Below are 12,644 nucleotides of genomic sequence, written 5' to 3'. Positions count from 1 at the left end.
ACCGAGGACGTGCCCGGCGCGCCCGACCAGGTCGATGTGAACGTCAACGTGACCGAGAAGCCGACCGGGCAGATCAGCCTGGGCCTGGGCTTCTCCTCCACGGACAAGCTGGTGCTGCAGGCCGGCCTGCGCCAGGACAACGTGTTCGGTTCGGGTACCAGCCTGGGCCTGGACGTCAACACCGCGAAGTCCTTCCGCACCATCTCGCTGACGCAGTACGATCCGTACTTCACGGTCGACGGCATCAGCCGCTCGACCGATGTTTACTATCGTACGTCGCGGCCGCTGTACTACACCGGCGACCAGGACTACAAGATCGTGTCGATGGGCGGTGGCTTCAAGTTCGGCGTGCCGTTCTCGGAAGTCGATACGGTGTTCTTCGGTATCGGCTACGAGCGCAGCCAGGTCTACACCTCGGTGAACACGCCGATCCAGTACACCCAGTGGCTGACGAAGATCGGCAAAAACAGCGGCGACCCGATCAACAACTTCCCGTTCACGATCGGCTGGGCCCGCGACCGGCGCGACAGCGCGCTGGTCCCGACCAAGGGACCCTACACGCAGGCCAACCTTGAAGTGGGCGTGCCCGGTGGCGATACGCAGTACTATCGCGCCAGTATCCAGCAGCAGTATTTCTATCCGCTGTCGAAAGCCTTCACGATGGCTTTCAACGGTGAAGTGGCCTACGGTCATGGCTATGGCAACACGCCGTTCCCGGTGTTCAAGAACTTCTACGCCGGCGGTATCGGCTCGGTTCGCGGCTACCAGACCAGCACGCTGGGCCCGAAGGACCAGAACGGCAACCCGACTGGCGGCGCCTCCAAGATGATTGGTAACGTCGAGTTCATCTTCCCGCTGCCGGGTTCGGGCGTGGACCGGACGCTGCGCCTGTTCACCTTCTTCGACTTTGGTAACGTGTACCAGGAAGGCACGCCGCTGTTGTTCAGCCAGCTGAAGTATTCGACGGGTGTGGGCATGTCGTGGCTGTCGCCGATCGGTCCGCTCAAGATCAGCGTGGGCTTCCCGCTGAAGAAGGATGAGACCGACAAGGTACAGCGCTTCCAGTTCCAGATCGGTACCGCGTTCTGAGCGAGAATAGAGAATAGAAGATTGAGGAACGTATTCATGAAAACAACATTCCCACTGATCAAGAGCCTGACGGCCGCCGCGCTGACGGCTGGCGCGCTGCTGGCTGCCGCGCCCGCCATGGCGCAGGAAGCACGCATTGCCGCGGTGAATTCCGAGCGTATCCTGCGTGACTCGGTGCCTGCCAAGCAGGCCCAGGTCAAGCTGGAACAGGAATTCTCCAAGCGCGACCGCGAGCTGCAGGACATGGCCCAGAAGATCAAGGGCATGGCCGACAAGCTCGACAAGGACACTGCCGTGCTGGCTGACGCCGACCGCCAACGCCGTCAGCGCGAAGTCGCCGATCTCGACCGCGAATTCCAGCGCAAGCAACGCGAATTCCGCGAGGACCTGAACCAGCGCCGCAATGAGGAACTGGCCCAGGTGCTCGAGCGTGCCAACCGCGTGATCCGCCAGCTTGCAGAACAGCGCAAGTACGACCTGATCGTGCAGGAAGCCGTCTATGTCAATCCTCGCATCGACATCACCGACGATGTGATGAAAGCGCTGAACGCCGGCAGCAAGTAAGCCTGCCTGTTTTCACAGTCCAAGGAAGTACTGCCATGCAAACACCCACACTGGGTCAGCTCGCCACCGATACCGGCGCGCAGGTTGTGGGTGATCCCGACCTCGCCGTGCGCGGCCTCGCGCCGCTCGACCAGGCCGGCTCCGACCAGCTCTCGTTCCTCTCCAACCCCCTGTACCTGCCACAGGCGCTGGCGTCCGGCGCCGGTGCCGTGATCGTGTCCGCAGCCGACCTCGAGCGCATCCGGGCTGAAGGCCAGGCCGACGGCCGCAACTGGCTGGTCGCGCGCAATCCCTACGTGTGCTTTGCACGTATCGCGCAGGGCTTCGAGCGCCGTGCCAATACCGACCATCGTACCGGCATCGACCCGCGCGCCAGCGTGGCGCCGGATGCCGTAGTGCCGGCTTCGTGCTTTATCGGGCCCAATGTGGTGATCGAGAGCGGGGCACGGCTAGGCGARCGGGTGCGTATCCTGGCCAACGGCTTTGTCGGTACCGGGGCGCGGATTGGCGACGACACGCTGATCTACGCCAATGTCTCGATCTATCATCAATGCGTGGTGGGCATGCGATGCATACTGCACAGCGGGGCGGTGCTGGGCGCCGATGGCTTTGGCTTTGCCCCGGACATCGGCCCGGGCGGCGTGGAGTACGTCAAGATTCCCCAGACCGGCCGCGCGGTGTTGGGTAACGATGTCGAGGTGGGCGCCAATACCGCGATCGATCGCGGCGCCATGGCCGATACGGTCATCGAGGACGGCTGCAAGCTCGACAACCAGGTGCAGATCGCGCATAACGTGCGCGTGGGCGCGCATACTGTGATCGCGGGCTGCGCGGCGATTGCCGGCAGTACCAAGGTCGGCCGCTTTAGCGTCATCGGGGGCTCGGCCAACTTTGCCGGCCATCTGAACATTGCCGACCGCACCACGGTTTCCGGTGGCACGTCGATCACTAAATCCATTACCAAGCCCGGCGGTCATTTCACCAGCGTGTTCCCGGTCCAGCCGCATGGCGACTGGGAACGCACCGCGGCCACCTTGCGAGGGCTGAGCAAATTGCGCGAGCGCGTGATCCAGCTCGAAAAACGCCTGCAAGGCCAGGACGCCGGCAATTCTATCCAGCATACCGAAGAGAAAAAATCATGAACGCCGTCGATATCGACATCCGCAAGATCCTCAAGCTGCTGCCGCATCGTTACCCGTTCCTGATGGTAGACCGCGTGCTTGAACTGGAGCCGCAGAAGCGTATCAAAACGCTGAAGAACGTCACCATGAACGAGCCGTACTTCCAGGGCCATTTCCCGGGTCACCCCGTGATGCCGGGCGTGATGATCCTYGARGCSCTGGCGCAGTCGGCCGGCCTGCTGACCTTYGGCGCCGACATGGAGCGCAAGGAAGGCTCGCTTTACTACTTCGTCGGCATCGACGGCGCGCGCTTCAAGCAGGTTGTGACGCCGGGCGACCAGCTGCACATGACCGTATCCGTAGAGCGCTATATCCGCGGCATCTGGAAGTTCAAGGCGTTTGCCACCGTCGACGAGAAGGTGGCTTGCGAAGCTGAGTTGATGTGCACCGTCAAACAAGCCGACGCCTGAACATTCGCATTCAGGGCTACCGCGCGGCCGCCATGCGGCACCGTCCGCTGCTCGGAACCCTCGCGTACCCATGTACGTGCCGGTTCCTGCGCTGGGGGCGGCACCACCTGACGGCCGCTAGCTACACCCTGAAAGCGAATTTGGACGTGTTGGTTCATTGTTTCGATCGTTCAACTTTTCAATCTCAGACCATAGGACAGGACRCATGACGCAAATCCATCCCAGCGCACTGGTCGACCCGAAGGCCGAGCTTGCAGCCGACGTGACCGTCGGGCCGTTTTCCATCGTTGGTCCCAACGTTCGCCTTGGCAGCGGTACCCAGGTTGGCGCGCACACGACCATCGAAGGGCATACGACCGTCGGCGCGGATAACCGCATTGGGCCATATGCCTCGGTTGGCGGCACGCCGCAGGACATGAAGTACCGCAACGAGCCGACCCGGCTCGTGATCGGCGATCGCAATACCATTCGCGAGTTCACCACCATCCACACCGGCACGGTGCAGGATCAGGGCGTGACCAGTATCGGCGACGACAACTGGATCATGGCCTATGTCCACATCGCGCACGATTGCCGGGTGGGCAACCATACGGTGTTTTCCAGCAATGCGCAGATTGCCGGCCATGTGCAGGTGGGCGACTGGGCCATCCTTGGCGGCATGAGCGGGGTTCACCAGTTCGTGCGCATTGGCGACCACGCCATGCTGGGCGGCGCCTCGGCACTGGTGCAGGACCTGCCGCCGTTCGTGATCGCCGCGGGCGACAAGGGCGGCAACAAGGCCACGCCGCACGGCATCAACGTGGAAGGCATGCGCCGCCGTGGATTCGACGCCGCGCAGATCGCGGCCCTGCGCCAGGCCTACAAGGTACTGTACAAGTCCGACCTGAGCTTCGAAGCCGCCCGCAACGAGATCGCGCAACTGATCGCGCATGCCGAAGGCAGCGCCAAGGTGCCGCTGCAGGGTTTCCTCGACTTCATTGCCGCCACGCAGCGCGGCATTGTGCGCTGAAGCCGGCCCACGCCATGGTCGACGGTGTCCTACCGGCCACGGGTGCCACGCGGGACGTAGCAGGCGCGGGTACGCGCGGCACCATTGCCATGGTGGCCGGCGAGAACTCGGGTGATCTGCTGGCTTCACTGCTGATGGGCGGGCTCAAGGCCCGGCTCGGCGAAACCGTTCGCTACGCCGGCATTGGCGGGCCGCGCATGATGGCGCAGGGGTTCGAGTCGCAATGGCCGATGGATACGCTCTCGGTCAACGGCTATGTGGAGGTGCTGGGCTCGCTGCGCGAGATCCTGGCCACGCGCCGCGCCATCAGGGAACAGCTGATCGCGCAGCCGCCGCTGTGCTTCATCGGGGTGGATGCGCCGGATTTCAACTTCGGGCTGGAAGTGCCGCTGCGCCGTGCCGGCATTCCCGTGGTGCATTTTGTCAGTCCTTCGATCTGGGCATGGCGGGGCGGACGCATCCGTACCATCGCACGCGCGGTCGATCACATCCTGTGCCTGTTCCCGTTCGAACCGGAGATCTACGCCCGGGCAGGCATTCCCGCTACCTACGTGGGCCATCCGCTGGCTGACGTGATCCCGATGGTGCCGGATACGCAGGGCGCGCGCGCGCGGCTGGGCCTGCCGGCCGGGCCCCGCGTGGTGGCGGTGTTGCCCGGCAGCCGGCAATCCGAGGTGCGCAACCTTGGGGCGACGTTCTTCGACGCCATGGCACGCATGCACGGCATGGACGGCAATCTTGCCTTCGTGTTGCCGGTCGCCAGCGCGCCGCTGCGCGAGATCGTCAAGGGCCTGCATCAGCAGTATCCGCAGATTCCGCTGACCGTCATCGACGGGCAGTCGCACCTTGCCATGGAAGCCGCCGACGTGATCCTGCTGGCCAGCGGCACCGCCACGCTGGAGGCGGCGCTGTACAAGAAGCCGATGGTAATCTCGTACAAGGTGCCCTGGCTGACCGCGCAGATCATGAAGCGGCAGGGGTACCTGCCGTATGTGGGCTTGCCCAACATCCTGTCGGGGCGCTTTGTCGTGCCCGAACTGTTGCAGGACGACGCCACGCCCGAGGCGCTGGCGCGCGAGACGTTGCTGCAGTTGAACGACGATGGCAATACCGCGTTCCTGCGCGAACATTTTACCCAGATGCACCAGACCCTTAAACGCAATACCGCCGAGATCGCCTCGGAGGTGGTCGCCGGCCTGATCCGGCAGCGCAGGGGCGGGTAATGGCGCGCCGTCCCGCTGCCAAGGGCAATCCGGCCCAACTTGGTTTCGACCTCGCCGACACCGCCGCGCAGGTCCGCCACCTGTGTGGCGTGGACGAGGCGGGCAGGGGTCCGCTGGCCGGCCCCGTCTATGCCGCTGCCGTGGTGCTTGATCCGGAGCGTCCGATCAAGGGCCTGGCCGACTCGAAAGTGCTGACCGCCCTGCGCCGGGAGGCGCTGTTCGAGCAGATCTGCGAACGCGCTCTGGGCTGGCATATCGCCTTCGCCACGGTGGAAGAGATCGACACCATCAACATCCTGCACGCCACCATGCTGGCCATGCAGCGCGCGGTGCACGGCCTGGCGGATGCCGGTCTGGAGCCAGACCTGGTGCAGGTCGACGGCAACCGCTGCCCGCAGGTGCGCTTTGCGGTCGAGGCCATCGTCAAGGGCGATGCAAAGGTGCAGGCGATATCGGCGGCGTCGATCCTCGCCAAGGTGGCGCGCGATCGTGAATTGCTGACGCTGCACGCGTCGTACCCGCAGTATGGCTTCGACGCCCACTCGGGCTACGGCACGCCGCAGCACCTGGCCGCGCTCACGCAGCACGGCGCCACGCCGCACCATCGGCGCTCGTTCGCGCCGGTGCGCGAGGCCATCGCGCAAGGGCGCATCGCGCCTGCCGCCGGCCTGCCGCCGTCGTCTTTCCCGGAGCAGGTATCGTGAAGCACGTCACGTCGCGCGACAACGCGCTGTTCAAGCATCTCAAGGCCCTGACGGGCTCCACGCATGCCCGCCGCAAGGCCGGGCAATCGGTGCTCGATGGCGTGCATCTTGCGCAGGCCTACCTGGATGCGCTGGGCCAGCCGGTGCAGTGCGTGGTGTCGGAGCGGCACTACGATCACGCCGAGGTGGCGCCGCTGCTCAGGCAGATCGCGCCCGAACGCGTGGTACTGCTGGCGGACGCCTTGTTCGACCTGATTGCCGGCGTGGTCAACGGCATCGACCTGATGCTGGTTATCGAGACGCCGTCCGGCCACCTGCCATCGCATATCGATACCGATTGCATCATCCTGGACGGCGTGCAGGATGCCGGCAACGTGGGCTCGATCCTGCGCAGCGCGGCCGCCGCGGGCATCGGCCATGCGTTCCTCGTCACGGGCAGCGCCTTCGCCTGGTCCACCAAGACCTTGCGTGCGGCCATGGGTGCCAATTTCCACCTGAATATCGTCGAGCACTGCACGCTGGACATGCTGGCGCCGCGCCTGGCGGTGCCGCTGCTGGCGACATCCTCGCATGCCCAGGCGGCCGTGTTCGACACCGATTTGCGTGGTCCGGTGGGCTGGGTGGTGGGCAATGAAGGCGCGGGCGTCAGCCCGGAGTGGATGGCCAGGGTCAGCCGCACGGTGGGCATTCCGCAGCCGGGCGGGCTGGAATCGCTGAATGTGGCGGCGGCTACGGCGATCTGCCTGTTCGAGGCGGTGCGGCAGCGGCGGCCCGGTTGATGCTGTAAGGCCCACGGGCGGATTGTTTCTCACGCCCCCTGAGGGCGGCAGGAATCAACACCGGCAGAGGCATCGGGCGGCTTAGGCGCACCGTTCAGCTTCGTTCGGCGCGCCGGCTGCCTTCTCAATAATTGCTATCCCGATCCACCTTGATCTCCTGCAGGATCGTGGTGGCGATCTCTTCGATCGACTTGTGCGTGGACGACAGCCACTTGATGCCCTCGCGACGCATCATGGCCTCGGCCTCATTGACCTCGTACCGGCAGTTTTCCGGCGCCGCGTATTTGCTGCCCGGCCGCCGCTCGTTGCGGATCTCGGCCAGGCGCTGCGGATTGATCGACAGGCCGAAGATCTTGGGTTTGAACGCATACAGGGCGCTCGGCAGCTTGCCGCGCTCGAAGTCGTCGGGAATCAGCGGGTAGTTGGCCGCCTTGAGGCCGTACTGCATGGCCAGGTACAGGCTGGTCGGGGTCTTGCCGCTGCGCGAAACGCCGACCAGGATGATGTCGGCCTCGGCCAGGTTCTTGTGCGACTGGCCGTCGTCATGCGCGAGCGAGAAGTTGATCGCCTCGATGCGGTTCTGGTAAGCCTCGGTGTCGGCGTTCTGGTGGAAGCGCCCGATCGCATGGGTGGACTTGAGGCCGAGTTCCTTCTCCAGCGGCTCGATGAAGGTCTGGAACATGTCCAGTATCATGGCCTTGGCGCGGCGGATCGCCTTGTTCGACTCCTGGTTGACCAGGGTGGTGAAGACGATGGGCTGCACCCCTTCCGCGTAGAGGGCCTCATTGATCTTGCCGACCGCGATATGTGCTTTCTCGGGCGTGTCGACAAAAGGCATGCGCACCTTGCGGAAACGCATCTCGAACTGGGCCAGGATCGAGTGGCTGAAGGTCTCGGCMGTGATSCCGGTACCATCSGASACGATAAAGACCGTACGGATGGCGGGGCGCTCCTCCGTACGCGGTTCCTGGGGTTCCTGCGGTGCAATGGGAGCGTCGGGCTGGGACATGTTAGGACAATATTTTTGAATCCGCGCTCCGCGAAAGTGCGGTGCGGCACGGTAGAATAGCGGCGATCTTTTCGCTAAGCAATTCCACCAGCGCTGTTGGTGCAACRATTCGGGCACGAATTGTCAACAATGTGCGCTGCAGCAATCACGATCGCGCGCCGATCGTGACAACGCTGGGGTTGTTTAGCCAAGCGATCCGTCCGGTAGCAGAACTCCAACAATATTCCGGGCGTCAGCAACAGGTTTCTTACTTTGTTTTGAGGCTTTTATGAACAACCCGGCAATTGACGGCGCATACGTGCTGCCGTTCGAGCAGTTGCGCAAGGAAGATGTGGAAACCGTGGGCGGCAAGAATTCGTCGCTCGGCGAGATGATCTCGCAGCTGGCCGAAGCCGGCGTGCGGGTGCCCGGTGGCTTTGCCACCACCTCGCTGGCTTTCCGCGATTTCCTCGCCCACAGCAACCTGACCCAGCGCATTTCCGATCGCCTCAAGGCCCTCAACGTCGACGACGTCAAGGCCCTGGCCGAAGCCGGCGCCGAGATCCGCAACTGGGTTATCGAAGCGCCGTTCCAGCCGCGCCTGGAAAAGGAAATCCGCGAGTTCTACGCGCGTGCCGAAGAGCGCGAAGGCGCCGAGGCTTCGTTCGCCGTGCGTTCGTCGGCGACCGCCGAAGACCTGCCGGATGCATCGTTCGCCGGCCAGCAGGAGTCGTACCTCAACGTCAGCGGCATTGACGATGTGCTGGACAAGATCCGCCACGTGTTTGCCTCGCTGTACAACGACCGCGCCATTTCCTATCGCGTGCACAAGGGCTTCGCGCACGACATCGTCGCGCTGTCCGCCGGCGTGCAGCGCATGGTGCGCTCGGATGTGGGCGCCGCAGGCGTGATGTTCACCATCGACACCGAATCCGGCTTCCCCGATGTCGTCTTCATCACCTCCAGCTACGGCCTGGGCGAAACGGTGGTGCAGGGCGCSGTCAACCCGGACGAGTTCTACGTCTTCAAGCCCACGCTGCAAGCGGGCAAGTACCCCATCATTCGCCGCTCGATCGGCTCCAAGCTGATCAAGATGGAATTCACCGCGCCGGGCGAAGCCGGCCGCGTCAAGACCGTCGACGTACCCATCGAACTGCGCAACCGCTACTCCATCACCGACGCCGATGTGTCGGAGCTGGCCAAGTACGCGATGATCATCGAGAAGCATTACGGCCGCCCGATGGACATCGAGTGGGGCAAGGACGGCCGCGACGGCAAGATCTACATCCTGCAGGCCCGCCCGGAAACGGTGAAGAGCCAGTCCGCCGGCAAGGCAGAGCAGCGCTTCAAGCTCAAGGGCACCGCGCCCGTGCTCACCAGCGGCCGCGCCATTGGCCAGAAGATCGGCACCGGCCGCGTCCGTGTGATCAATGACCCGTCCGAAATGGAACGCGTGCAGCCCGGTGACGTGCTGGTTGCCGACATGACCGATCCCAACTGGGAGCCGGTGATGAAGCGCGCCGCCGCCATCGTGACCAACCGTGGTGGCCGTACCTGCCACGCGGCCATCATCGCACGCGAACTGGGCGTGCCCGCCGTGGTCGGTTGCGGCGATGCCACCGACCTGCTCAAGGACGGCACGCTGGTGACGGTGTCGTGCGCCGAGGGCGACGAAGGCCGCGTCTACGACGGCCTGCTCGAGACCGAAGTGACCGAAGTGCAGCGCGGCGAGATGCCGGAAATCGACGTCAAGATCATGATGAACGTCGGTAACCCGCAACTGGCCTTCGACTTCTGCCAGATCCCGAACCAGGGCGTTGGCCTGGCTCGCCTCGAGTTCATCATCAACAACAATATCGGCGTCCACCCCAAGGCCATCCTCGACTACCCGCAAGTCGACGCCGACCTGAAGAAAGCAGTGGAAAGCGTGGCCCGTGGCCATGCCAGCCCGCGCGCCTTCTACGTGGACAAGCTGGCCGAAGGCATCGCCACGATTGGCGCGGCCTTCTACCCGAAGCCGGTCATCGTGCGCCTGTCGGACTTCAAGTCCAACGAGTACAAGAAGCTGATCGGCGGCTCGCGCTACGAGCCGGATGAAGAAAACCCCATGCTGGGCTTCCGCGGCGCCTCGCGCTACATCTCCGAAGACTTCGCCGAAGCCTTCGAGATGGAATGCAAGGCCATGAAGCGCGTGCGCGACGACATGGGCCTGACCAACGTCGAGATCATGGTGCCGTTCGTGCGGACCCTGGGCCAGGCCGAGAAGGTCATCGGCCTGTTGGCCAAGCACGGCCTGAAGCGCGGCGAAAACGGCCTGCGCGTCATCATGATGTGCGAAGTGCCGTCCAACGCCATCCTGGCCGAAGAGTTCCTGCAGTATTTCGACGGCTTCTCGATCGGCTCGAACGACCTGACCCAGCTCACGCTGGGCCTGGACCGCGACTCCGGCATGGAACTGCTGGCCAAGGACTTCGACGAACGCGACCCGGCGGTCAAGTTCATGCTGTCGCGTGCCATTTCCACCGCGCTGCGCCTGGACAAGTACGTCGGCATCTGCGGCCAGGGTCCTTCCGATCACCCGGACTTTGCGCTGTGGCTGGCCAAGGAAGGCATCAAGTCGATTTCGCTGAATCCCGATTCCGTGATCGATACCTGGAAGCAACTGGCCTCCTGAAGCATTTGACGTCACAATAGCGGTACACCGGCCCTGCGCCAGGTGTTCCTAACCCCCGCAGGCGCTCTGGCGCCGCGGGGGTTTTTTGTTTTGGCCGCGGCCGTGCGCGATGCGGCGGTCCTGGTCCGGACGGGCATGAAGGCAGGCAACGCGAAGGGAGGCTATGGCGCCGTATTACATCTGGTTTGCATTGGCAGCGGTGCTGGTGATCGTGGAACTGGGTTTCGGCACCTTGTATCTGCTGATGGTGGCGCTGGGCGCGGCGGCAGGCGGGCTCGGTGCGCTGGCGGGGCTGGAAGCAGCCAGCCAGACCATTCTGGCCGCGCTGGTGGCCCTGGCTGGCTTCCTGGTGCTGCGGCGGTCCCGCTACGGCCGTACGCGGCGCGACGTGGCGGAGCGCGATCCGAACGTCAACCCGGACATCGGCCAGGAACTGGAAGTGCCGGCCTGGGGGGCTGACGGGCGGGCACGGGTGCGCTACCGCGGTACGGAATGGGACGTCGAGTTCCAGGCCAATGGGCTGGCGGCTCCGGGGCGCTTCCGCATTGTCGAGGTACGCGGCAACACGCTGTTCGTCAGCCCGAGATAGCGGTGCGGGCCGCGCCCGTGCTGGTTTCCAGGTTCTAGCAGTTCGTCTTCCCAACCCCGTCACGGAGGTCTCATGTTTGAATTCTTTGGCAGCCTGCTGCCCCTGCTGGTTCTTGTCGCTGTCATCGTCCTGGTGGCGAAGAGCTTCAAGATCGTGCCGCAGCAACATGCCTGGGTGCTGGAGCGCCTCGGCAAGTACCGCGCCACGCTGACTCCGGGGCTGACCGTGGTGCTGCCCTTCGTCGATCGGGTTGCCTACAAGCACGTCCTCAAGGAAATCCCGCTCGATGTGCCCAGCCAGATCTGCATCACCAGGGACAATACGCAGCTACAGGTGGACGGCGTGCTGTACTACCAGGTCACCGACCCGATGAAGGCTTCCTACGGCTCGAGCAATTTCGTGGTGGCAATCACGCAGTTGTCGCAGACCACGCTGCGCTCGGTGATCGGCAAGCTGGAACTGGACAAGACCTTCGAGGAGCGCGAGTACATCAACCACAGCGTAGTCAACTCGCTGGACGAGGCCGCCGCGAGCTGGGGCGTGAAGGTGCTGCGCTACGAGATCAAGGATCTCACACCGCCCAAGGAGATCCTGCACGCGATGCAGGCGCAGATCACCGCCGAGCGGGAGAAGCGCGCGCTGATCGCGGCCTCCGAAGGCAAGCGGCAGGAACAGATCAACCTGGCCACCGGCGCGCGCGAGGCCGCGATCCAGAAGTCAGAAGGCGAGCGGCAGGCGGCCATCAACCGGGCGCAGGGCGAGGCCTCGGCCATCCTGGCAGTGGCGGAAGCCAATGCGCAKGCGATTGAGAAAATCGGGCGCGCCATCCGGACTGAGGGCGGCATGGAAGCGGTCAACCTGAAGGTTGCGGAGGAATACGTGAGCGCCTTCGGCAATCTGGCCAAGCAGGGCAACACGCTCATCGTGCCGGGCAATCTCGGCGAGATGAGCAGCATGATTGCTTCCGCGCTGCAGATCGTTAAAGGGCAGCAGAAGGGGGCCTGAGTTCGGGGGGGAAGGAGGGCGCCGGAGTGGGGCGTCTCACGTCCCACTATTGCGGGCATCTGCCCTCTCCCTGCTCAGGCGGGAGAGGGTGGGCATACCGGTGGCGCAAGTGCTCGAACTGTCTTGCAGCCTTACTCTTTCCCGGCGCCCTTCATGATGCGCGCCTTCTCGCGCTGCCAGTCGCGATCCTTCTCGGTCTYGCGCTTGTCGAACATCTTCTTGCCCTTGGCCAAGCCGATTTCGCATTTGACGCGTCCGCGCGTGTAATGCAGGTTGAGCGGCACGATCGTGAAGCCGCGCTGCTCCACCTTGCCGATCAGCCGCTTGATCTCTTCCGCCTTGAGCAGCAGCTTGCGGGTACGCACCGCATCGGGCGAGATATGGGTCGAGGCACTGTTCAGCGCGCTGATGTGGGCGCCGATCAGGAAC

13 protein-coding genes are annotated in these 12,644 nt (G+C 64.2%); 11 read left to right on the top strand and 2 right to left on the bottom strand.

From position 1 onward, the window contains the following. The 8 genes from bamA to AC1DKD_RS31675 all read left to right on the top strand — a co-directional run. Nucleotides 1-1,089, top strand: a 1,089-nt coding sequence (bamA, locus tag AC1DKD_RS31710) for an outer membrane protein assembly factor BamA (RefSeq protein WP_477144136.1), incomplete at its 5' end; no start/stop codon positions are given. Nucleotides 1,090-1,125: 36 nt separating this feature from the next. After that, nucleotides 1,126-1,653 (top strand): OmpH/Skp family outer membrane protein, encoded by a 528-nt coding sequence (locus AC1DKD_RS31705; protein ID WP_276290204.1) that lies wholly within the window; start codon nt 1,126-1,128, stop codon nt 1,651-1,653. A 35-nt stretch (nt 1,654-1,688) separates the two neighbouring features. Beyond that, nucleotides 1,689-2,795, top strand: a complete 1,107-nt coding sequence (lpxD, locus tag AC1DKD_RS31700) for a UDP-3-O-(3-hydroxymyristoyl)glucosamine N-acyltransferase (RefSeq protein WP_441631982.1) — start codon at nt 1,689-1,691, stop codon at nt 2,793-2,795. Beyond that, nucleotides 2,792-3,244, top strand: a complete 453-nt coding sequence (gene fabZ / locus AC1DKD_RS31695; RefSeq protein ID WP_045241480.1) for a 3-hydroxyacyl-ACP dehydratase FabZ — start codon at nt 2,792-2,794, stop codon at nt 3,242-3,244. Before lpxD ends, fabZ begins: the two co-directional genes overlap by 4 nt. Nucleotides 3,245-3,449: 205 nt before the next feature. Further along, the gene (gene lpxA, locus AC1DKD_RS31690; protein WP_276290202.1) at nt 3,450-4,253 is read left to right on the top strand and encodes an acyl-ACP--UDP-N-acetylglucosamine O-acyltransferase; all 804 of its coding nucleotides are present in this window, start codon (nt 3,450-3,452) and stop codon (nt 4,251-4,253) included. Nucleotides 4,254-4,267: 14 nt separating this feature from the next. Continuing rightward, on the top strand, nt 4,268-5,476 hold the full coding sequence (gene lpxB, locus AC1DKD_RS31685; protein WP_441631979.1) for a lipid-A-disaccharide synthase: 1,209 nt from the start codon (nt 4,268-4,270) through the stop codon (nt 5,474-5,476). Then, nucleotides 5,476-6,180, top strand: coding sequence for a ribonuclease HII (gene rnhB / locus AC1DKD_RS31680; RefSeq protein ID WP_441631977.1), 705 nt, complete (start codon nt 5,476-5,478; stop codon nt 6,178-6,180). The genes lpxB and rnhB overlap by 1 nt, the downstream gene beginning before the upstream one ends. Next, nucleotides 6,177-6,959, top strand: a complete 783-nt coding sequence (locus tag AC1DKD_RS31675) for a TrmH family RNA methyltransferase (protein ID WP_045241476.1) — start codon at nt 6,177-6,179, stop codon at nt 6,957-6,959. Before rnhB ends, AC1DKD_RS31675 begins: the two co-directional genes overlap by 4 nt. 124 nt (nt 6,960-7,083) lie before the next feature. Here the strand turns inward: AC1DKD_RS31675 and ppsR are convergent, their stop codons facing one another. Beyond that, a complete protein-coding gene (ppsR, locus tag AC1DKD_RS31670; RefSeq protein ID WP_477144137.1) occupies nt 7,084-7,899 on the bottom strand; it encodes a posphoenolpyruvate synthetase regulatory kinase/phosphorylase PpsR in 816 nt (271 codons plus the stop codon). 337 nt (nt 7,900-8,236) lie between these two features. Here ppsR and ppsA point away from each other — a divergent pair, with 337 nt between their 5' ends. The 3 genes from ppsA (at nt 8,237) to AC1DKD_RS31655 (ending at nt 12,215) form a co-directional block, all read left to right on the top strand. Next, nucleotides 8,237-10,621, top strand: a complete 2,385-nt coding sequence (gene ppsA, locus AC1DKD_RS31665; RefSeq protein WP_441631975.1) for a phosphoenolpyruvate synthase — start codon at nt 8,237-8,239, stop codon at nt 10,619-10,621. 163 nt (nt 10,622-10,784) lie between these two features. Continuing rightward, nucleotides 10,785-11,210, top strand: a complete 426-nt coding sequence (locus AC1DKD_RS31660) for an NfeD family protein (RefSeq protein WP_441631973.1) — start codon at nt 10,785-10,787, stop codon at nt 11,208-11,210. A gap of 72 nt (nt 11,211-11,282) precedes the next feature. After that, nucleotides 11,283-12,215 carry an SPFH domain-containing protein gene (locus tag AC1DKD_RS31655; protein ID WP_477144135.1) on the top strand — a complete coding sequence of 311 codons (933 nt, stop codon included), beginning with the start codon at nt 11,283-11,285 and terminating at the stop codon, nt 12,213-12,215. 131 nt (nt 12,216-12,346) lie between these two features. Here AC1DKD_RS31655 and smpB read toward each other — a convergent pair. Next, on the bottom strand, nt 12,347-12,644 hold a 298-nt coding region (smpB, locus tag AC1DKD_RS31650; protein WP_477144134.1), incomplete at its 5' end, for an SsrA-binding protein.

Source organism: Cupriavidus sp. 05T313 (assembly GCF_056396665.1).
Note: the sequence above shows the minus strand (reverse complement) of the source record. Positions and strands in the feature narration are given on the sequence as shown.